The sequence below is a fragment of the Bacillus sp. FSL W8-0770 genome (assembly GCF_038008705.1).
GTDB classification, from domain to species: Bacteria; Bacillota; Bacilli; order Bacillales; family Bacillaceae_G; genus Bacillus_A; species Bacillus_A cereus.
Map to the genome: position 1 here is coordinate 2,398,200 of NZ_JBBOZR010000001.1, position 23,714 is coordinate 2,421,913.

The window sequence follows — 23,714 nt, forward strand, 5'->3', positions numbered from 1 at the left end:
TATTGAAGAGGTGGCTTTTGTAGATTACAAAAGTCATCTTTTTATGTTAGGAATAGATTGTATACATTTTAGCAGTTTCATATAAATAATAGAAATTTATACGAGGTAAATACCATGGGAAATAAAAAAGAAATAGCTATAGTTGCATTAACAACAGGATTCGTTTTAACAAGTGTAACACCATATGGAGTAGGTCATGCAGAGGAACCTGGTCAAATGCAAGTTGAAATTCAAGAGGATTCATTCCGTACAGGTGATCTTACACAACCATCAAAAAAGGCGCCAGAGAATGTAGTGAAAGATGCACTTAAGGAAAATACGGAGCATGCTTTGTCTCCAAAACAAGTTAGTGCAGAAACAGGAGTAGATTACAAGGTTCTTCAAAAACGTGGTTCTTATGATGGAACTACACTTGTGCGCATGCAACAAATATATGAAGGAAAAGAAGTGTATGGCCACCAGTTAACTGCTCACGTAGATAAAAAAGGTATTATTAAAAGCATTTCAGGAGCTAGCGCACAAAATTTAACACAAGAAGATTTAAAGAAACCTATTAATTTATCAAAAGAAGAAGCGAAACAATATATTTATAAAAAGTACGGAAACGACATTAAATTTATTTCTGAACCAGAAGTTAAGGCGGTTATTTTTGTTGATGAAAATCATGGGCAGGCTAGCAATGCATATCAAGTTACATTTGCTGCTACAACACCAAATTATGTATCTGGAACTTATTTAGTGAATGCTCATAATGGCGATATGTTAAAAGATATGGTACAAGAATCAAGTTTGAAAATAAGTGAAGAGTATGTTGAATCCGTTAAGGAAAATAAAACTAGCAATTTCACATCATTAACTGGAACAGGAAAAGATGATTTAGGCGTAACTCGTACATTTGGTATTTCTAAACAGACCAGTGGGAATTATGCGCTTGCTGATTACACAAGAGGGCAAGGAATTGAGACATATGATGTAAATTATAGAGATATTACAAATGAAGAAAGTTATTATCCTGGCATACTAGCAACTAGCGCTTCAACAACATTTAATGATCCAAAGGCGGTAAGCGCTCATTTCTTAGCAACAAAGGTATATGATTTTTATAAAGAAAAATATAATCGTAATAGTTTTGATAATAAAGGAAAAAAAGTAGTTTCAGTTGTACATGCATGGGATTCTGGAGGAACAAATGATCCTGAAAATTGGGAGAATGCATTTAGTACTAATATTAATAACATCAGTATGCTTTTATATGGAGATCCTATGGTAAAAGCGTTCGATATAGCCGGTCATGAATTTACACACGCAGTTACATCAAGTGAATCTAACCTTGAATTCTCAGGAGAATCTGGGGCAATTAACGAGGCATTATCGGATATTATGGGAACGGCTATAGAGAAATACATAAATAATGGGGAATTTAACTGGACAATAGGAGAGCAAACTGGATCGACTTTTCGTAATATGAAAAATCCAACTGCAATTAATTTTTCAGAAGGACTACCGTATCCCGATGATTATAGTAAATATAATGATTTAAATGGAGAGGATTATGGAGGCGTTCATTTTAACTCAAGTATTATTAATAAAGTTGCGTATTTAATTGCACAAGGTGGTACTCATAACGGTGTAAATGTAAATGGTATTGGTGAAGATAAAATGTTTGATATTTTCTATTATGCAAATACTGATGAATTAAACATGACTTCTAATTTCTCTGAATTGAAATTGGCATGCCTTAAAGTGGCAACTAATAAATATGGAACGAGCTCAATTGAAGTTCAAGCAGTCCAAAATGCTTTTGATGCTGCAAAAATTACCGGAACAGTGAAAGAAAACGAAAAAACAGCAGAAAACCAAGCTCCAGAGTTAACTGTGCCGTTTACGATTACACTACGTGTAGGTGATACGTTTGATCCAATGAGAAATGTAAAAGCTGTTGATAAAGAAGATGGTGATTTAACAAATAAAGTAAAGCATAAAGGCGATGTAGATACTTCAAAACCAGGTACATACATTGTGGAATACTTGGTCGTTGATTCCCAAGGGAGAACTACAACGGCTACACAGACTGTAATTGTAGAGGGAAATGGAGAAATATTAGATTTAGAACCTAAATTAACAGTGCCTGTTGGAGCGACAATTCATGTAGGAGATTCATTCGATCCAATGATAAAAGTAAAAGCTATTGATAAAGAAGACGGCGATCTTACTTCTAAAGTAAAAATTGCTGGTGGAGTAGATACATCTAAAGTCGGTACTTACGTATTAACGTACACGGTTACAGATTCTAAAGGTCATGAAGTAACGGCGAAACAAGCTGTAACGGTTAAAGTTAGAGAAGAAGTTACAAATGAAAAACCAATACTAAAAGTACCTGCTACAACTTCAATTACTGAGGGTGATCAATTTGATCCGTTGATAGGAGTATCAGCTACTGACAAAGAAGACGGTGACCTTACTTCTAAAGTAGCGTATGAAGGAACTATAGATACAAATAAAGCCGGTATTTATGAAATAATATATAGTGTAAGAGATTCCGTGGGTAATGAGGTAAATACGATACAAAAAGTATTAGTGAAAGATAAAGAAACTAGCAAACCTAATGGTCTTGCTAATAAGACAAATAACAATAATATCTCAAATAACAGTAATACCGATAAAAAAGAATATACATATAAGGAGCTGCCAAAGACGGGTGTAAGTACAACTAACAGTGCAGCAATCGGCATATTGATGATTATTGCAGGTACAGTACTCACTTTGATTCGCAAATTTAGAAAGATACAAAAATAATAGTAGGGATCATTCGTTTGAAGAAAAGAGTTCAGTATTCAAAAGAAATAAAGTAGAAAGTAAATAAAACGAAATATGGATTTTTTACTTATTAAGATTTTAATAGTTAAGCGGTACATTTGGCTTTTATAAAAATTTGCAGTTGGATACTATTCTGTCTACAGAACTATATTACATATAAAACACGTTACTATTCTCATTAAAATAAAAGAATAGTAACGTGTTTTTTAATTTGAAAATAGTATAAATCCTATAGCTCATGAATATAGGAGTACTTCTAATTTGCCATTGATAAGTTACTGAAAACACTTTGTTTTAATGGAAGTGTCACTCTAAATGACAACATGAGATTTTCGGTATTTACCAGGTGTTTCATTGGTGAATTTTTTAAAAATTTTAGTGAAATAACTTTGATCGCTAAAATTAAGCGAAGCGCATATATCTGATAAGGGATAGGTGGTGAAAGTTAATAATTTCTTTGCTTCTTCGACTCGTTCACGTTGAATGTACTCAATTAATGAAATACCGACTTCTTTTTTAAATAATATAGATAAATAATCTGAATTCACATTTGCAAATTTAGCAAGTTGTTTAACAGATATTGGATTGTAAATATTTTTAAAAATGTAGTTTTTACAAATAGCAATAGTCTGTGAATGTTGCTGTGTTTTTTGTGCCTTTACACGGTCTGCAAAGGTACAAAAAGCATTTTTTAATAAATCCCAAACAGATTCTTTGTCTTTTAAATCTTCTGTTCTTTGAATATGTAAATCATAAATTTTGTAAGCAATCCCAGATGGAAGTCCCCCTTTTATCGCATATCTAGTAGCGAGCGTGATGGATGAAATACAAATGTTTTTATGACGTCTTAATTGATGGAATGAAGATAAAGATGAAAGAGTCTCTTGTTGGAATTCGTAATAATATTTGAGGACGGTTTCTTTATCCCCGTCTTCTATAGAACTAAGTAGTTGCTGCTCTATATATAAATTATGATAAATCGATTCGTCTTTTTGCATTGAAATATATACATCTTCGTTTAAGATGCTGCTATGACTTATATGAAGTGAGTCACTGTTATTTGAAAAGGTGCTTACATCTGAATTTTTTTTATAGAGAATGTTATAGAACAATATCGCTATATTTACAAAGAAATTTTGATCTTTGACTGACAATGAAAAATAATGGTCTCTTGTTCTTTTATAATTTGGAATAAAATTAAGGTTACTATCCGCTTTACTTGTAGAAAAATTTACATGTGTCAAGGGCCCAATAATAACAGTACCGTTCACCATATAATCGCTCTTTATGTGAATTAAAATAAAGTGCCCTAGATATTCGTGAGTTCTGAAGATGGGGGAATTATATGTATCATTTCTCTGAAAAAGCATATGTAACTGTTCTATTTTTGATGTATATAACGAATGTGAATCATTTTTGGATTTAAATTCTAAAAGAATATTTTTGTTACAATCTAAAAAACAAACTGGAATTTCGAAAGATTGAAAAAACATATTGCAAATGTACTCTATCTCAACTAGACTGAGTTTTTTAGTCATATTCTTCCTCCTTACAGTTATGCGTAATAGTTAAATAAACATATATTCCTTTTTCATAAGTAGATACGGAAAACCTTTATCAATAAAAAATATAAATAAAAGTTATAAACTTCTAAGAATAATACCATAATTTAACATGAATAGCACATATTATTTGAATATACAGGTAATAGTTTTGGACAGTAACGTAAAATATGAATCGTCACACTTATTTGTTGGTTATTACTTATATGTATTAAAAAATGATTAAGATTGGATTTTAAATAGGGATAGGAAGTGAGATATGAATAGATTGACAGTAAGTGACTAGTCGAAATTAGCAGTGAAAGCTATTATGTAACAAATGTAATGATTCTTGAAATAGGGATATACGTGTAATTTAGGGGAGAAAATTACATATATCATGTGGAGAGACAACGTAATAATAGAAGATAAGAAAAGTGAATAAGTGATTGTAAACAATGGATTGTTGGACGACTATGTTTTATGTTATTCGTTTAAATCTGATACTTGGCACACTATTGCTTTTAAGAAGGTAATAGTAATAAAGAAATTTTTAAAATGATAGAAGTAGTAAAGGGGATAAGAGAAATGAAAAAAATATTTAGTGTGCTTTTAGTGTTATTCTTAACATTTTCTACATGGTCTAGTGTATTAGTAAAGGCAGATTCACCATCTAAAGGTACTTTAACGATTCATAAGTATGAACAAGAAAAAGATGGAGCGCAGGGACTAGAAGGTGACGGTTCTGCAAATCAAGAGGTGCCAAAAGATGTGAAACCATTAAAAGGTGTAACGTTTGAAGTGAAAAGGGTTGCTTCTTTTGAAAAAATTTCAAACGATGGGAAAATCGTAAAAGAAGACGTGAAACCTGTAATGGGAGACACTCCAAATCAAGTAGTAACAGATGATAACGGACAAGCTGTATTAAAAGATCTTCCGCTAGGACGTTATGAGGTGAAAGAAGTGGCAGGACCTCCACATGTTAATCTAAATCCCAATACGTATACAGTGGATATCCCATTAACGAATAAAGAGGGTAAGGTGCTAAACTATGATGTTCACATGTATCCCAAAAATGAGATTAAACGTGGTGCAGTGGATTTAATAAAAACTGGTATAAATGAAAAAGCATTAGCAGGTGCAGTATTCTCTTTATTTAAAAAAGATGGTACAGAAGTGAAAAAAGAGTTAGTAACAGATGCTAATGGTCATATTCGCGTGCAAGGATTGGAGTATGGTGAATACTATTTCCAAGAAACAAAAGCTCCGAAAGGCTACGTAATAGATCCAACTAAACGTGAGTTTTTTGTTAAGAACTCCGGAACAATTAATGAAGATGGAACTATTACTTCTGGTACAGTAGTTAAAATAGAAGTGAAAAACAATGAAGAACCAACAATTGATAAAAAAATTAACGGAAAATTGGAAGCGTTACCAATAAACCCTTTAACTAATTATAATTATGATATTAAAACATTAATTCCAGAAGACATTAAGGAATACAAAAAATATGTGGTAACAGATACTTTGGATAATCGTTTAGTGATTCAAGGAAAGCCAATCGTGAAAATTGATGGAGCAGAAGTAAATGCAAACGTTGTTGAGGTAGCTATAGAAGGTCAAAAAGTAACAGCTACAGTAAAAGATTTCACAAAATTAGATGGTAAAAAAGAATTTCATTTGCAAATTAAATCCCAAGTAAAAGAAGGAGTACCATCTGGTTCGGAAATTTTAAATACAGCAAAAATACATTTTACAAATAAAAATGATGTAATTGGAGAAAAGGAATCTAAACCTGTAGTTGTTATTCCGACAACTGGAATAATTGAGTTAACAAAAATTGATAGTGCTAATAAGAATAAATTAAAAGGTGCAGAGTTTGTACTTAAAGATAATAATGGAAAAATAGTTGTCGTAGCAGGAAAAGAAGTAACAGGTGTATCAGATGAAAATGGTGTTATTAAATGGTCTAACATTCCATATGGAGACTATCAAATTTTTGAAACGAAAGCACCAACATATACAAAAGAAGATGGTACAAAAGCATCTTATCAATTATTAAAAGACCCCATTGATGTAAAGATTAGTGAAAATAATCAAACGGTTAAATTGACGATTGAAAATAATAAAAGTGGATGGATTCTTCCGGTAACGGGTGGCATAGGAACGACTCTTTTTACTGTAATAGGCCTTACGTTAATGCTTACAGCGGCATTTGTTTTCTTTAGAAAAAAGTTTGCTAGAAATTAAGATTTTAGGAACATGTAACTATGGGAAAAGGGGAGAAGCAAAATGCTTCCCTCTTTTCGATATTTAAGCATATACAGAGGTGGAAATATGAAACGAAATCTTGTTTTGGGGGGTATTTTTTTATTTGGATTAGGTATTTTTTTATATCCTACTATTAGTAATTGGTTGGCGACTCGTGCACATTATTCTGAGATTAGCTCTTACGATAAGAAGATTAAAGCATTACAAAAGAAAGAAGTCGAACGTAGGGAAAAAGAAGCAGCCGAATATAATAAACAAGTTCAAACTTCTGCGAAAACATTTACAGATCCATTTTCTGAAAAAAAAAGTAATCATCAAGCGTATGCTGATGTGTTAAATTTAGGAGATGTAATGGGGTATATTGAAATATCGAAAATTAATATAAAACTGCCAATCTATCAAGGGACCTCTGAGGAAGTATTGGGTCGCGGGATAGGTCATTTAGATTTTTCTTCGCTCCCGGTAGGTGGAGAAAGTACGCATACTATTTTAACAGGGCATCGTGGTTTACCATCAGCAAAATTATTTACAGATTTAGATAAGTTGAGCAAAGGAGATCTTTTTTATATTCATTCTTTAGACAAAGTTCTTGCTTATAAAGTAGATCAAATTAAAGTAGTGTTACCACATGAAACGGACGATCTACAAATTGTAGAAAATAAAGATTATACAACTTTAATTACGTGTACGCCTTATGGAGTAAACACCAATAGATTGCTAGTTCGAGGTGAGCGCGTGGAGTTAAACGAGAAAGAAAAACAAAAAGTGAGTACAGAGATATTTATATTTAATAAGTGGACTGTAATAGTTACAATCCTATTGTTATGTGTGCTTCTAGTCGTAATTTATAAGAAAAAGTTAACTCGATAGAATGTATTTATCCTGCATTAATGGGAAGTGGGACCGGAAATTAAAAGATAAGTAAAGACGGTATATAGGGGATGAAGTAAATCATCATTAATAAAAATTCATTTTATTCGATTATAAAAAAAATACGGTAAAGGTGGGAACAAAGGAATTGAGGCTACGATTAAAGCTGGTAAGTATTCATTTTATTGTTTTGTTAATGTTAAGTGTAAGTTTTGTCGTATATGTACCAAAAGAAGCATATGGATCCACGACTACCTTAGAAGGTCTAGGAGATATATCGCGTTATAATGCTGTTGTCTTTGGTAACCATAAAGCAATAGGTGGCGACATTGAAGGAGCAATTGCAGTTCAAGGTGATATGGATGCATCGGGGTATACGATTGTAGGTGCAGCAGCAGGAACATCTAATATAGTAGGTGAAAAATGGGTTGATGAGGGATATCCGTCCTTGTTATTGTCTGGAAAACTAAAAAAATCAAGAGAAGAATCTTTTATCATTCAAAACGGAATAGTCGTAATGACAAAAGAGAGTGATCCAGATCGCATCATACAATCTTCTTATGATCGTATCGTTTATAAAGAAAAACTAGAAATTGACGCGAAATTTAATGAATTTCGCAATATAGTGAACCAAGTTAGTAAAAATGCAGGTCAATATAAAACGAATACCCCAATTCCAAATATGAGTCATGGAATCGGAAAAGATATAAACAATCCTAATATTTATGTTTCATCAGAATTGACAGGGAAAATCAGTGTAGATATAAGAGATGTATTTTTGCCCAATGCTAAGGACAAAGATTTTATTGTAATGTATTCAGATGCAATAGAGGTTACATTTAAAAATGGGTCTATTCTATATGACACGAACAATATTGGAAAGGCTACAGATATAGTTCCTACATCACAACCATATTCGCCTAATTCCCCGTTTACTGAGCTATATGGGAAAATGATTTGGGTTTTTCCAAATGCGAAAAAAATTACAACAGAGGGATATGGTGTAGTTGGGAGTGTGTTTGCTCCCAATGCTGTATTAGAAACAAAAGGCGGTTCGATTAATGGACAAGCATTTGTTGGTGCGGTACAACAAACTGGTGGATTTGAGTTTCACAATTTCAAATTTAACTGGAAACATTGGAACAAGCCTAGTATAGGAAAAGTAAAAATAAAAAAGGTTGATAGTAATAATGATAATAAAAAATTGGTGGGAGCAAAGTTTAAAATTGAAGATTTAAATGGGAAAATAGTTGGAGAACTAGTAACAAATGAAGAAGGAGAAGCGATATCAAAAGACTTACCGATAGGAAACTATACTTTAGTGGAAAAAGAAGCACCTAAAGGTTACGAATTATCAAAAGATAAAATAGCTGTAAAAGTAGAGAAAGATGCAGAAGTAGAAATTAAAATAGGAAATAAGAAATTGCCAGATCCAATGGGAAAAATGAAGCTTGTGAAAGTAGACATAAGTGATAAAAATAAAAAGCTAGCAGGAGCAAAGTTTAAAATTGAAGATTTAAATGGGAAAATAGTTGGAGAACTAGTAACAAATGAAGAAGGAGAAGTAATATCAAAAGACTTACCAATAGGAAACTATATCTTAGTGGAAGTAGAAGCGCCAAAAGGCTATGAATTAGTAAAAGATAAAATAACTGTAAAAATAGAAAAAGATGCAGTGGTAGAAATTAAAATAGGAAATAAGAAATTGCCCGATCCAATGGGAAAAATGAAGCTTGTGAAAGTAGACATAAGTGATAAAAATAAAAAACTAGCAGGGGCAAAGTTTCATATAGAAGATGCAAAAGGAAAAGTAGTTGGAGAGTTAATAACAGATGAAAAAGGAGAAATGATATCAAAGGACTTACCAATAGGAAACTATACCCTAGTGGAAATAGAGGCACCTAAAGGTTATGAATTATTAAAAGATAAAATAGCTGTAAAAATAGAAAAAGATACAGTAGTAGAAATTAAAATAGAAAATAAGAAATTGCCAGATCCGACTGGGCAATTTGAAATTGAAAAAGTTGATGATAAGGATAGTGAATTAAAGCTAAAAGGCGCTGTATTTCAAGTGTTAGATAAAGAAGGGAAAGAACTTAGTAGATTAATAACGGATGAAAAAGGAAAGGTAATTTCCAACCAATTAGCAATTGGAAAGTATACGATTAAAGAAATAAAAGCACCGAACGGATACATGTTACTTAGAGATCCAATAGAAATAGAAATTACAGAAGCAGTAAAGACACAAAAAATAACAGTGAAAAATGCGAAGAATAATTGGGTAATTCCTAATACTGGTGGGAGCGGAACAACAATTTTTTACGTAATTGGTATTATGCTAATGTTTGGTGTGCTATATTTCTGTAAGAAAAATCGTATATTATGAACTAATTTTATAGAGTTAGACAGATTGTTGCGTTAGAGAGTTTTTAGGGCATGAGTTCGGTATTGTACTGGACTCATGTTACTACATTTGTTGAAGGAGGAAGGATAATAGTAAACATAGAATATATTAATGAATTAAAATGTTTAAGAGGTGAACATGGTGGCAATAAAACAAGACGAAATTAAAGTAGTTGTCGGAGCTGGAGTGTTTAATAATAATCCAGGCTGGATTCAAACGCAAGAAGATGAACTTAACTTACTAGAAAAGCTACGTGGGAAGAAAGATTTGAATACAACTCTATTTCAGCTATTTTAGCTGAGCATGTATGGGAACACCTTACTTTTGAAGAAGGTGTAAGAGCAGCTGAAATCTGTTATGAATTTTTAAAACCATCTGGTCATATTCGGTGCGGAGTCCCTGATGCATTCTTTCAGGATGAGGTATATCAAAATATAGTTCAAATAGGGGGACCCGGTCCGAAAGATCATCCAGCAGCAAGTCATAAAATCGTTCATAATTATAAAACATTAACGAAAATGTTTGAAACTGCTGGATTCGAGGTAGTTTTACTTGAATATTGTGATGAAAATGGTCAGTTTTATTACAACGAATGAGATGCAAACGACGGTGTTATTTTCCGTTCGAAAAGGTATGATTCTAGAAATAAAGGCGATAAACTTGGTTTTCCATCGCTAATTGTCGATGCGATTAAGTGCTAATCATTCAACCAAAAAAGGAGTTAATCCTATGATTTCATAAGTCGCAAATGCGGCTTTTTTATTTGTACGTAAATCTATATTTAATTTTCAATACTATATAACTCGATTTAGAAAATATTTAAGTTTTTCTCAGCGTCATTCACTTTAAATTAACACTTCGTTGACATAAATATTTATTTTATATTTATATTCGTGTAAAATAAAATGAGAACATATATTCTATATAAGGGGGCAATCAAAATGATAGCTGAAATTGGGAAACTAAATGATGGATATATTGTGAAATTTGAACGCCAATTTCCATATACGGCAGAAGAAGTTTGGTCTGTATTAACAGAAAACAGTAAGCTGAAAAAATGGATGTCCAATTTACAGATTGAAAGCCTTAAAACGGGTGGAATAATAAAGTTCGACATGATGAACGGTTCATTCATAAACATTGATATTTTAGAATGTCAAGTAAACTCAGTACTTGAATTTACTTGGGATAAAGATCGTGTCCGATTTGAAATACATAAAGAGGAAAATGGTACTCTTTTATTCCTTAAAGAGTACATTCATGAATTAACAGATCATACACCGAGAGATATAGCTGGTTGGCATATTTGTTTAAATCTTTTTTCTTCTGTTTTAGAAGGAGAAGAGAAAGAATTTTCTAAAGATGAATGGCAACAATGGTTTGAAATATACAAGGATAAGATTCATGAAGTGAGAGGATAATTGTATAATAGGTAATATTCATTATGTAATTATTATATTTTAAAAATGCTTTTGTGAATAAATAAGAATAGAGGTTAATATGAAAGTAAATCAATTAATTGCTAATAACATAAATAAATTAGATGCAACTATACCGTTTAATAAATCGTTTGGAATTGCTGGGTTATCTGGATCGGGTAAAACAACTTTTTGCCAAACAATTGGTGAAGAATCAAAAAAACGATTAGTTTCTTTATTACCAAAGGCTGAATATCAATATTTATTTCCTAACATTATGGAAACAAATTTTAGTGCTATTAGGATGGAAGAAATGCCATTAGTACTTTTTCTAGGAAAATCATCGATTTCGTCTAATCCGCGTTCAACGATTGGTACTCATACTGGTGTTTTTACAGAGGTTCGGGAAAAACTTGCTGAAGTATTTAATCTTTCTCCAGAGGTCTTTTCATTTAATAATCAATTAGGCTGGTGTACTGGTTGTAAAGGCCGTGGTACTACAAAAAATGTTGAGTGTAAAAAATGTAAGGGAAAACGTTATAGTGAAGAAATTGAACAATATGAAATTGATTTGTTGGAAAAGCCACATTCAATCTCAAATATTAATGATTTAAGTGTTGAATCTATTCTTTCACTAGCAAAACAATTAAATATTAGTGAGGAAAAACAGCATATACTGCAAAATATTATTAATATGAACATTGGTTATTTAACATTAAATCGAATTATGGGTACGTTGTCAGGTGGAGAGTTAACACGACTTTATTTGGCTGAATTCATGGCAGTAAGTGAAAATGCTGTAATTATTATTGATGAGATTTCAGTTGGACTTGATCATGAAACATTATTACAAATTTTAGAAGAGATTAAACGATTAGGGTGTAAAAATCAAATTTGGCTTATTGATCATTCAGATACGGTACTAGATACAACTGATGAGCAATTGTTCTTTGGACCTGGTAGCGGAAAATATGGCGGGAAAATTGTGAAAGAATCACCAAGACCAAAGTCAATACTGTGGGAGCGAAATAAAGAAATACCAACAGAATATTATACATTCTATGATTTATATTGCCGTAATATCCAAATGGCGGAGTTTCAAATTCCTAAAAACAGGCTTGTAACGGTTACAGGAGAATCGGGATGTGGGAAATCTACACTTGTCAACGAATGTCTAGCTACAGATTTTTTAAAACGATATCCAAAAGATAAATTAGTTATGGTAGGACAAGACCGAAATCAATCAATTACAAGTCGATCAACTGTAGCAACTTTCCTAGATATTAAAAAGAAACTCACAAAGTATAGTGAAGACATTGATGATATTTTTGAGCGCTCGATTGAGGATATTATTGATGAACTTCCAAATGAAGATATCGCTTATAAACGTTTGAGCTTACTAATTAAATTAGGGCTTGGCTATTTAACATTAGAGAGAAAAACACAAACATTATCGACAGGTGAGTTTCAATGTGTTCATTTAGTTTCGGAATTATTTGCAAACACTAGAAATCCACATACATTATTCATTTTTGATGAGCCTTCAAAAGGTTTATCACAAAATATTTTAAATCAATTTATCGATAGTATTAGAGGTATTCTGCAAGATGAATCAGTTTCTATCATTATGATTGAGCATAATCGTTACATGTTAGAAAGCTCTGATTATATAGTTGATTTTGGAAAAAGGCAGAATGAATCTGTAGAGCATTTGGATGTTGTTAAACATGAGGATTACTATCGTCAAAAAAGTAATGTGAATAGCACAGAGAAAATAAATATCTCTTCAATGCTTAAGCAGAAAAAAGGAGTTCACTATTTAGAAGAAAATCATATTAACTATTTTAAAAATGCCGAAAATGTTTATAAGGGCGGTATTTTAAAAAGTTTATCATCAATGGCTAGGTTAATTTATGGTGAATATGAATCTGATACAATCGCACCTGTTATTGCTATTGATCTTGAAAGACATTTATATAGTCAATATAGTTTCTTATATGAGATTGGTGGATTAATTAATCATATTGTAGCTGCTCATCCAATTAATAAAGATACGAGAAGTTTTGATTTCTATTCACAGGACAATCATTGTCCATCTTGTTCTGGACGTCTTCAAATTGAAGTTTTTGATAAAGATATTGCCATTCAAGATAAAAGTGTTCCATTTTGGGATGGGCTATTCGATCAAGAAATCATGAAGGTATTAAAATTTTATCAGCATGAAAAAATAGAATTTCTATTCGAAGAAATAAAAAATGAACTTGGTCACGATTTGTCAAAGAGCTATAATGATATGTCAGAAGAAGAAAAGCATACGTTTTGGTACGGATATTTTGAAAAATCATTTTATGATAAAAAAGGAAAGACACGCAGAACATGGGTAGGGTTTAATACAATTATTGGTGGATATATTGTTATTTCAAAAGCACCTATTAAAGAAGAAATTAAGAGTTCAAAAAAAATGATGAAATGTCCAATTTGTGAGGGGACGGTTTTAAATCATCATAAACCACTTAAATTTGGTAACGTAGATATTCGTGAAATAATCAATCAGCCTATTAATAAAGTATTGAAAATGGTTGGTGATTTACCGGCACTTGTTAAATTGAAGTCTATTGTTGGTGGCGATATGGTATTGACGGAAGATGTTTCTTTATTGCCAAGAAAAGCACAAGTTGCATTGAAAATGTTTGAATTAGAACAAGCAAGCTTTTCAAACTATGAAATGGTGTTACAAAATGTCTTACCATTCTGGAGCGAAATAAAAGGAAATATCGAATCCATTAGTGTTAATAATCAGGTAACTGTTTGTGATTTCCCTAATGTTTATGAAACGAGAGAAACCATTATAGATAAGTATTTCACAAATGGTAAATATAAAAAACTTACGTATGTATACGAAGCGTTTGGATACAAAAAATTAGTTACCCAAATTAATAAAATTAAAAAAAGTAATCCATGTCCATTTTGTAAAGGTAAGAAAGTGATAACCGAAGATAATTTACATGATGGTGTCTTTAAACTAACAATTCCATGTGTAACTTGTAATGCAAGTGGTATTAATTACGAAGGGTTAAAAGAAGTTGTCGAGGGCGTGGATGTACAAACGTGGTTAACTGGAAAAGTAAGTGATGTTGTGAATGAAAGCTTATTAACAGAAGCTGTTGGACAAATACCCATTTTCAATCGCATACGTGAGTTGGATAAACGAGATATGATGGCGGTTTATGAATGTCTTGAGAGTAATCAGTAAATTTTATTAATATATGTTTTATTAATATAAATTAATAAAACATATATTCTTTATAATGTATATATTAGCGCAGTATGATTAATACAAGGTAATGAAAGAAGATCCAATTTCTTAATATCAAAATTAAGAAATTGGATCTTTTAGTATTTTTATGTCTCCATACAATATTTTTCAATAAGAAAAGAAGTAATATGGAAGGAGAGATACCAAACAAATAGTGATAAACGATTAATATATTATGTAATTATTATATTATAAAAACGAAAATTAAGGTTTAAAATGGTTCGTAAGTGATATGTTTTTGTTTATTAATCTATTTTTCATTGTGTGATTTTTTAAATTTAACAGAAATATATACTTGAATGAAGTATATATTTCTGTTAAATTTATCCTATGGATAGAACAAGTTTAATTAAAGGTCATTTAGAAATGTGTGTATTATCTATTTTGTCGAAAAAGAAAAGTTATGGTTATGAGATTATGAAAGAACTTGAAATAAACAATTTAAAATTGAAAGGAGTAGGAAGTATTTATCCTATTTTAACTAAGTTGAAAAATCAAGAGTGGGTTAACACTTATCAAGAGGTAACAGACAGTGGTAAAGTGAGGATTTATTATGAAATTAATGAAAATGGGAAAATACGTCTTGAGAAGAAAATTAATGAGTGGTTAGAATTGCAATTGGACATTCAAACATTATTAAAAAGCGGTTTGAAAGGAGACCTTCTGAAATGAGGAATAAATTGATAGGTAAAGAAAAGCAATTTTTAAGAGACGTACTTAAGGAATTAAAGCAATACGATATTAGTTTAGAAGAAAGGGAAAATATTAAGAGACAAATATTAGAACATATTCAAGAGTGTCATGAACATGGTGAAGACAGTATAGATGATTTAGGTACCCCTCAATTATTTGTTAAAGATTTTATAGAAATAAATGAAATTGATTTACAAGTTAAAATGAAACAACTTCAAAATGAAAAAGGAAAATTCAACACATTTATCTTACGTGGCATATTCATCGCAATTATTACTTACCTCATCTCGCAAACTACATTTTCAATATTTTTAACTGAATCATTTAATTCAACTAATAGCAAAAATACATTTAATTATAATATTTTATATCGCATATCAGAGAATCAATGGTGGAACGTTTTATTAATAATGATTAGCTTTATGCTCTCTGTAGTAGTGTTTATTAGCTTAGTAAGTTATAAAAAAAGAAAGCTATCTAAAGTATAATGAAGAAAACTATCTATAAACTATTTCAAATCTATATTCTTTGTAATGTAATAGTATTATGTATCATTTATCCAAAAGCATATGCTCAGCAAGATATTAAAGCTACTTTAGATAAGTATATTGAAAAATTTATAAAGGAACAGAATATTCCAGGGGCTGCTGTTGCAATTGTACATAATAAAGATGTATTCTTCACTAAAACGTGGGGGATTACTGGGGAATCTGAAAAAAAAATAACTAGTAAAACACCATTTGCAATCGGCTCAATAAGCAAATCTTTAACAGCTTTAGCTATAGTGAAATTAATAGAAGACAAAAAGATAAAATTAGAGGATTCAGTTCAACAACATCTTCCTTGGTTTAAACTAAAAGATTCTCAAATATCCTCATCTATAACAATCCAACACCTTTTAACTCATACAAGCGGAATAAACACATATGAAGGCTTATTAATATCAGATAAGCAATCCAAAAGTTCTACAGCATTAAAAGAAAATGTAATGAGACTTTCAAATGTAAAATTAACTGCTCTACCAGGAGAAAAATATCAATATAGTAATGCGAATTATATTGTTTTAGGTGCACTTATTGAGGAAATTACAAATGATACATATTCCTCATATATGGAAAAACATGTTTTTCAGCTATTAAATATGAATGGTGCGGCAGCAAGTAAAGAAACTGCATATGAAAAAGGCTATTTAACAGGTTATCAGTCATGGTTTGGCATACCAAGAAAAAGTGTAGTATCCTATGATAATGCCGGGGCACCGTATGGTTATATTACCGCAAATTTGGAAGATATGATTCAATTTATTATGTTTTTGAATCGACAAGAAGATACTCAATTTTTAAAGAAAGAAAACATCGACCTTTATCTTACACCACTTTATAACATAAATTCAGAAAAAAGCTATGGTTTTGGATTAAGAACAACAAGTATAAATGAAAGCGAAACGATGATTTGGCATTCAGGATCAACGCCCGATGCTCGTACAGAAATATTTACTTTAAATAAAAGTGGCTGGGGTGGTGTGATTTTAACAAATAAAAATCATGTATTAGAAGAACCAGCACTTTCAGTATTAAAAAAGGGGATTATTAATATTTTGAATGAAGAAGAACCGGTTGATCCCCATAAAAGCATACCATTTACACAAATTGTTATGTCTACAGTTATACTCGCGCTTTTCATTTCATCAATTATGTTAATTAAAAAATATAAACATAAGGAAACTGTAAAAAAATTAACTTGGTTATTCGTAGGGGCTCTATTCCTACTATTATCTATTATTTTCATCCCACTTCTTACTTATTGTACAAGCTCACCATGGCGTACGATAAAAATATTTGCGGCAGATGTAGGTTTACTTACAAGTATTATAGTAATTTTATTAGCTGTGAACGGATTATTATCAATCTTTATAGGCATAAGACAGAAGAGTATATAAGGGTAAATAATTAAAGAAATATAATTCAAACGTTATAAACAGTTGACCCTCACACAATGTTATTGTTTAAGATAAAGTTGAGCTTCAAAGCAGATGTAACTTATAGGAGGAAATCATGTTTAAAATAGGGGATTTTTCAAAACTATCTTCCATTAGTATACGAATGTTGAGACACTACGATAAAGTGGAATTACTACAACCAGTAAAAGTCGATGAGCAGAGTGGATATCGATTTTATTCAGCAGACCAATTAAAAAAAGTAAATCAAATTCAAACGTTAAAAGCTATGGGGTTTAATATTGCTACCATCAAAGAAATAATAGAATGCGATAATATAGATACCATAAAAGAGCAATTTTTTAATCGTAGTGCTCAAATTAAAGAAGACATGAATAACCTCCAAAAACAATTACGTCTCCTCGAAGACTCAATGAAAACGATGAGAGAGGATGTTGTTGAGATGAATTATCATGTTTCAATAAAAGAAATTCCAGAAAGAACTGTAGCTAGTGTTAGAAAGATTATTCCATCGTATAATTGCGAAGGTGATTTATGGAGTGTATTAATGCAAGAAATTCAAATGAAAAATATTAGTATTGCCCAACCGAGTTATAGTATTGCGGTTTTCCATGATCGTGAATACAAAGAAAATGATGTGGATATAGAAATACAGCTAAGTATTCTTGGTAAGCACGAAAATACAAAAGACGTTACATTTAAAAATATGGAATCGACTAATGTAGCTTCTATAACAGTTAATGGAAGTTATGAACAGATGACAGCTGTAAATGAGGCTGCGGCAAAATGGATTGAGACAGAGGGTTACAAATTAGCAGGCCAGATGTTTAATATTTATCATGTGAGCCCAGCGATGGAATCCGATCCTAATAAGTGGGTTACAGAAGTTTGTTATCCAATAAACAAATAAGTAATAAAAAAAGGCATGTTTTATGCCTTTTTTATTTTATTAATATCTCAAGATATATAAATCTTTATCTTTACAGTTTTCGTATCGGACTATATAAGGCAATAAAGACTTCAATTATTTTAGTAAAAGCAGCTAAAGCAAATATAAATACAGGATTGTAGGCTGAAATAATTCCACCTACTAATGCCCCCAATGGCATAGATAATCGTGTAAGTACACGAGAAAAACCTAAAACACGTCCTTGCAAATTGGATGGAACAGTTTCCTGCCGAATTGATGTAACAATCGTATTCCATGTGATATTACATGTCATCGCGATTCCGAAAGCAATTCCGGGAGCAAGCCAATATGTACTCCACAAAGCAAATGTTAACCCAAGCGCTCCCAAAAATAGGAGTAAAGGAATAAGTACACCACGTCGAAATTTCTTTTCTAAAGGAACGGCAATTAAGCTTCCTAAAAGCCCACCTATTCCTATTAAAGTATAATTATAGCCACTTTGTGCGGAGGTGAGATTTAATGTCGATAATAAATAATACATAAGTACACCTAAAACAGCACTTGCTCCAAAGTTACCTACCATAGCTTGAAGTGACAAAGCTATATTTAACCAATCATTTTTGAGCCATTTAAAACCATCAAACAAATCATTTAGTACATTTTGCAATGTTTTTTTATCAGTATTCTTTTTATTTAAGTTTTTCATAGAAGGTAATATAATCACAGCAATTAATGTAGCAATAAATGAAAGAACATTAATCCAAAGTACTTGAAAGCCGCCAATAAAAGATATGAAAAGCCCAGCTATCATTGGACCAAACAAACTAGCCAATTGATTAACCATTTGATATAAAGAATTAGCCTTCGTTAATGATGCATCTGCGATGTGTGGAATGACTGTAACTGTTGTTACATCAAAAAGCATGGACATAACTGCTAAGATAAAAGTAATTACGTATAAATGCCAGACTTCTAATAGATGTAATGCATGTAGAATTGGTACGAGACTTACTAAAATAATATTGGTAATATCCGCCATCCAAAGTAACTTTTTTCGATCATATCGATCAACTAGTACACCAACTAAAGGGCCAAATAAAACGATTGGCAATACGTTAACAGCAAATAAAGAACTCATAATTACAGCTGAACCAGTTAATTGATATGCAATCCAAGGCAGTGCAAAAGTATATAGTGAATCCCCGATTCGTGAAATGAGTAAACCAAAAATAAAAATCTTGTATTCTTTTGAAAAAGTTGTCTTGACAGTTAATCTTCGTTCTTGTACAAATTTCACAATTGTATGAACCACCTTTAGTAAAGAGGAATTTGAAAATAATCCGTCCAATACGTATTAAATATAGAATTCTGTAAGAAGTTGTTGAATCCTACCTTTATAAGGTTAATTTTATATAAAAGTGTAGGGAATAGAAATTAGGGCGGCTTTTATTGGATGAGGCGGAATGATTCGAGAACAAAAAGGATTGCTAGATAAAGAGTTAATCTTACGACCTTTTCCACAACTTTTGTTTTAGCAGAACTAATAAAAGAGAATCCTATATTACTTCAGCAATGTTTAAATTAGCAACAAAAGCCACTGTAATAAGGGGCTTTTGTTGCTAATAATTTAATGATATGTGTACCCTCCATCTGGAAATAATACATTACCCGTAGTAAAACTATTTTGCATTAAATATAGAACAGTATGTGCAATTTCATTATTATGGCCAGGCCTTTTTACAAGAGAAAGAGATTTATAAGATTCATAAGCATTATCAAGAAATACCACCTAAAGTAGAATATAGCTTAACTGAACATGGAAAAACAGTCAGTACTGTTTTGGATAGTGTGTGTAGTTGGGGAAGAGGTCATTTAGAACATATAGATAAAGGTAAACTATAAAATTGTTATGTAAACTTATCGTCGTACGAAGTGGAATGGTGTTTTAATAATTTGTATTTTATAATATATAATTAAATAGTGTTGTAGGTTATTATACATATTTAATTCGTTTTTACAAAGGGGAGTTATAAGGTGAATGAATTAGAGTACAAAAGCTTTTATGATAAAGTAGGAAGATTAAATGGATGGGATTTTAGTAAAATAAAATGTGAAACTGTAGGAGAAATATGGGACTTTTATGGAGAAGTGAAAGAAAGATGTAAATCATCAGACATTCTACTTGATGTTGGTACAGGCGGAGGAGAAAATGTACTTAACATAGCATCATCAGCTAAATTGTTGATTGGAATTGATAATTCTAACGGCATGATTGAAACGGCACATTCTAATTTGAAAAAATCAGGTGTACAAAATGTTGAGTTTATTCAAATGGGTTCTGAAGCTTTAACGTTTCCACATGCGCATTTTGATATCGCTTCAAGTTGTCATGCAACATTTGCAGCGACTGAATTATCAAAAGTAATGAAAAAGGGTGCTTTTTTCTTAACGCAACAAGTTAGCGAACATGATAAATTAAACCTAAAAGAGACATTTGGGAGAGGACAATGCTTAGGTGAAAGAGATGGAACTTTAAAAGAAAAGTATATGGGTGAACTTATAAATGCAGGATTTGAACTCGTGCAAGTACGTGAATATGATGTTACTGATTATTACAGTACGCCTGAAGATCTTATTTTCTTATTAAAACATACACCTATTATTCCTAGATTTGGAGAAGAGGAAGAGGATTTTACTATTTTACAAAAGTTCATTGAAACAAATAGTTCTGAAAAAGAGATTCGTACGAATTCAAAAAGATTTATGATTATCGCTGTTAAATTATAATATATTTTAGCGTAAAAGCTGCTTTTCATTTAAAGAAAAGCAGCTTTTTGTGTGGAAAAGAATACAGGAAATACTTGAAAATAATAGAAATAAATAAAGTGTAAATCAAAATATGGAGGATAAATGTTTTGAAACGTTACTATATTAGCAATGAAAAAATAAATGTACATATTACTGAATGGGGGAATAATGACAAGCCCGTTATCTTTTGTTTACATGGATTAGGTAGTACGAGTTTAAGTTTTATAGAAATTGCTGAGGAATTAAAAGAAGAGTATAGATTTATCTCCGTTGATGCACCTGGACATGGTAAAACACCGCCATTTGAAAGAACAGAAGATTATGAGATGCAGAATTTAGCAAATTGGTTAAATGAAATAATAAATGAATTGAGAATCGAATACTTCTATTTTCTATCACATTCATGGGGAAGTTTTGTAGCGTTATTTTATTTGTTACATCATTCAGAAAAAGTACAAGGAAGTATTCTTATTGATGGTGGATATCAAACAAAAAGGCTTCAAGAAAAAACGTTGGAAGAAGAAATTGCTTATTATGAAAAGGACTTTGATGAATACGTTTTTAATAATTGGGACGAATTTTTCAAAAGTGAAAAAGAAGCTTATACTAGGTGGTCTTCATTGTTAGAAGTTGCTGTAAAGGACCTAGGGATCGAAATGGATAACAAAGTATGGTGGCATGCCAGGGGGAATACAGCTAGTAATATAATAAGAGGTATGTATAAAGATGAAACGATAGATATATATGAGAAGCTGCCGGCTAATATTGTATTACTCCGAGCTACAGTTCCACAAGTTTGGGCGGATTATAGAGATAAGACAGTAAATGTTTTCAAAGAGAAAACGGACAGTATAGTAAAAGTAATTCCTGATACTACACACATGTTGCACTGGGAGAAACCAGAAATTGTTATAGCAGAAATAAAAAATAATTGGAGCTAACATATTCATACTAAAGTTGTAGTTTCTATATGGAAAATCCATCCTTCCGTTTGATTTTATCTATTTATAAGTGTAATACAATACGAATAGATAATAAGAAATGAGGAGGAATGTAAAGTGATTACACATATATCAGATATAAAACTACAAACGGTTTCCATAGAAGGGGTAAAACAAGTTTATAAGGACATATTATCTCTTCCAATAAAAAAAGAAACAGCATCCTTCATTCAATTTGAAGTAACCCCTTATACAACAATTAGTTTTCAAGAAGTGTATGAACCAATTGCACCTGCACATTTTGCTTTTGAAATCCCATATTCAAAATTTCATGAAACAGCAAGATGGCTTGAGGAGTCTGGATTACTCATTGCGAAATGGAAAGATGGTCATATAATTGATGAAGAGGATGGTCGATTCAATTTATACTTTAAAGACGGAGATGGAAATCTACTCGAAATTATCGCGCATAGTTATGTTAAAGAAGATGTATTAGTACCGCAGTCACCTTTAAACATTTTATATGTAAGGGAAATTGGTCTTCCTGTTAAAAGTGTACCTATTTTTAGGGAATGGCTGAAATCAAATCTAAATATGAAAACGATGGAAGACGGGGATATTTTTAACTTTGTAGTTGGTGGCACTGCTTATGTCGTCGCAACTTGGTGGCAGCGACCTTGGATTCCAATCGCCATGAAAGCTCTATCACCGAAAGTACACGTTTCTTTCGGAACACCAGACGTCGCATTTTTACAGCGAATCCAAAATAACTTTAAGAAAAATGGTGTATCATTTGAATGGAAATGTAATGAAGTATCATTTATTGAGCAAGGATATACATTTTCAATTGTGCATACATCAGAGTTTCATTCTGATATTCCTAAACAATTAAACTTACCGCTTTCTATTTAAGGATGGAAAGCGGTAAGTTTTTTGTATATTCGTGAAGAAGGTTTTAGCTAGGATTATAGTGAATTTAAAGAGAGGTATAAGGTGTTATTTTAATTTATGTTAAGGGGAGAAATGAAGTGGTTTTAGGTAATCCAATTGCAAAAGGAAAACAGCAGAAATTTATTTAACTGATGATAAGGTTGTAAAATTATTTAAAGATTACCTCCCAGATACAGAGTCTATGAATGAAGCAAACAAACAAAAATATGCTTATTCATGCGGGCTGCCAGTTCCAAACGTATTTGAAGTGAAAAAGATACACGATAGACAGGCAATTATTATGGAATATGTAAAAGGGGAGAACATTGGTGATCTCCTGCTTAATAATTTGAATGAGGCAGAGCGTTATATCGGCCTTTGTGTTAATGAGGAAAAGGTTAGAGCGTCAAATTAAATCTGTACATAAATTGGATGAAAGCAAAAAGAAGAATATATTACAAAAATTAGATTCTATTACATTTGATTTTAGGCTATGTCATGGAGATTTCCATCCATTTAATTTGATTTTGAGTAAGGAAGAGAAAGTGAAAGTTATAGACTGGGTAGATGCAAGTTCAGGTGATATTCGCGCAGATGTATTTCGAACATACTTGTTGTACTCACAATCTTCGGTAGAATTAGCTGAGATGTATTTACGTATATATTGCAGTCGTACCGGCTTATCAAGAGATGAAGTTTTTCAATGGGCTCCTATTATTATTGCAGCTAGATTTTCTGAAAAAGTATCACCGCAAAATGAAGTGTATTTGAAAAGATTATTGAATCAGTATTTATAAGTCATAAAAAAGGCTGTCAGCAAATTAATAAATGCTGTTGT

15 protein-coding genes and 4 pseudogenes are annotated in these 23,714 nt (G+C 31.5%); 16 read left to right on the top strand and 3 right to left on the bottom strand.

All coding sequences use genetic code 11. The features are described 5' to 3' along the window. The first annotated feature begins 114 nt into the window (after positions 1-114). Positions 115-2,796, top strand: coding sequence for a M4 family metallopeptidase (locus NST27_RS12285; protein ID WP_000527059.1), 2,682 nt, complete (start codon positions 115-117; stop codon positions 2,794-2,796). Positions 2,797-3,128: 332 nt separating this feature from the next. Here the strand turns inward: NST27_RS12285 and NST27_RS12290 are convergent, their stop codons facing one another. Next, positions 3,129-4,355 (bottom strand): AraC family transcriptional regulator, encoded by a 1,227-nt coding sequence (locus tag NST27_RS12290; protein ID WP_000162832.1) that lies wholly within the window; start codon positions 4,353-4,355, stop codon positions 3,129-3,131. A 591-nt stretch (positions 4,356-4,946) separates the two neighbouring features. On the opposite strand from NST27_RS12290, the gene NST27_RS12295 reads away from it, so the two are divergent. The 10 genes and pseudogenes from NST27_RS12295 (at position 4,947) to NST27_RS12340 (ending at position 18,197) form a co-directional block, all read left to right on the top strand. Then, a complete protein-coding gene (locus tag NST27_RS12295; RefSeq protein WP_080296743.1) occupies positions 4,947-6,608 on the top strand; it encodes a SpaA isopeptide-forming pilin-related protein in 1,662 nt (553 codons plus the stop codon). Between the two features lie 87 nt (positions 6,609-6,695). Then, complete coding sequence (locus NST27_RS12300) at positions 6,696-7,499, top strand: class C sortase (RefSeq protein WP_080296745.1); 804 nt, start codon at positions 6,696-6,698, stop codon at positions 7,497-7,499. 148 nt (positions 7,500-7,647) lie between these two features. Beyond that, positions 7,648-9,885 carry an MSCRAMM family protein gene (locus tag NST27_RS12305; protein WP_047386155.1) on the top strand — a complete coding sequence of 746 codons (2,238 nt, stop codon included), beginning with the start codon at positions 7,648-7,650 and terminating at the stop codon, positions 9,883-9,885. A 159-nt stretch (positions 9,886-10,044) separates the two neighbouring features. Continuing rightward, a pseudogene (locus tag NST27_RS12310) lies at positions 10,045-10,604 on the top strand (class I SAM-dependent methyltransferase). Between the two features lie 240 nt (positions 10,605-10,844). Further along, entirely contained in the window at positions 10,845-11,324 is a 480-nt protein-coding gene (locus tag NST27_RS12315) for an SRPBCC family protein (protein ID WP_000559837.1), read from the top strand. A gap of 79 nt (positions 11,325-11,403) precedes the next feature. Then, the gene (locus tag NST27_RS12320; protein ID WP_047386156.1) at positions 11,404-14,574 is read left to right on the top strand and encodes an ATP-binding cassette domain-containing protein; all 3,171 of its coding nucleotides are present in this window, start codon (positions 11,404-11,406) and stop codon (positions 14,572-14,574) included. Positions 14,575-15,003: 429 nt separating this feature from the next. Continuing rightward, the gene (locus NST27_RS12325; RefSeq protein WP_002094025.1) at positions 15,004-15,309 is read left to right on the top strand and encodes a PadR family transcriptional regulator; all 306 of its coding nucleotides are present in this window, start codon (positions 15,004-15,006) and stop codon (positions 15,307-15,309) included. Next, positions 15,306-15,818 carry a hypothetical protein gene (locus NST27_RS12330; protein ID WP_001244705.1) on the top strand — a complete coding sequence of 171 codons (513 nt, stop codon included), beginning with the start codon at positions 15,306-15,308 and terminating at the stop codon, positions 15,816-15,818. The genes NST27_RS12325 and NST27_RS12330 overlap by 4 nt, the downstream gene beginning before the upstream one ends. Further along, on the top strand, positions 15,818-17,269 hold the full coding sequence (locus tag NST27_RS12335; protein WP_000751428.1) for a serine hydrolase domain-containing protein: 1,452 nt from the start codon (positions 15,818-15,820) through the stop codon (positions 17,267-17,269). Before NST27_RS12330 ends, NST27_RS12335 begins: the two co-directional genes overlap by 1 nt. Before the next feature lie 115 nt (positions 17,270-17,384). Then, a complete protein-coding gene (locus NST27_RS12340; protein WP_000472629.1) occupies positions 17,385-18,197 on the top strand; it encodes a MerR family transcriptional regulator in 813 nt (270 codons plus the stop codon). Positions 18,198-18,267: 70 nt separating this feature from the next. On the opposite strand, the gene NST27_RS12345 is transcribed toward NST27_RS12340, so the two are convergent. Together NST27_RS12345 and NST27_RS12350 are read right to left on the bottom strand one after the other, a co-directional pair. Further along, positions 18,268-19,494: an MFS transporter gene (locus NST27_RS12345; RefSeq protein ID WP_000673894.1), complete on the bottom strand. Its 1,227-nt coding sequence runs from the start codon at positions 19,492-19,494 to the stop codon at positions 18,268-18,270. A gap of 330 nt (positions 19,495-19,824) precedes the next feature. Beyond that, positions 19,825-19,968: pseudogene (locus tag NST27_RS12350) on the bottom strand (SDR family oxidoreductase); the annotation flags it as partial. Between NST27_RS12350 and NST27_RS12355 the strand changes: the two are divergent. The 5 genes and pseudogenes from NST27_RS12355 to NST27_RS12375 form a co-directional block, all read left to right on the top strand. Further along, positions 19,965-20,099, top strand: a pseudogene (locus tag NST27_RS12355) (winged helix-turn-helix transcriptional regulator); the annotation flags it as partial. The pseudogenes NST27_RS12350 and NST27_RS12355 overlap by 4 nt on opposite strands. 132 nt (positions 20,100-20,231) lie before the next feature. After that, complete coding sequence (locus NST27_RS12360; protein WP_001003879.1) at positions 20,232-20,984, top strand: class I SAM-dependent methyltransferase; 753 nt, start codon at positions 20,232-20,234, stop codon at positions 20,982-20,984. A 128-nt stretch (positions 20,985-21,112) separates the two neighbouring features. After that, positions 21,113-21,946: an alpha/beta fold hydrolase gene (locus NST27_RS12365; protein WP_000833451.1), complete on the top strand. Its 834-nt coding sequence runs from the start codon at positions 21,113-21,115 to the stop codon at positions 21,944-21,946. Positions 21,947-22,063: 117 nt separating this feature from the next. Next, a complete protein-coding gene (locus tag NST27_RS12370; protein ID WP_000627944.1) occupies positions 22,064-22,858 on the top strand; it encodes a VOC family protein in 795 nt (264 codons plus the stop codon). 116 nt (positions 22,859-22,974) lie between these two features. Further along, positions 22,975-23,673 (top strand): annotated as a pseudogene (locus tag NST27_RS12375) (phosphotransferase family protein). Positions 23,674-23,714 lie beyond the last annotated feature (41 nt).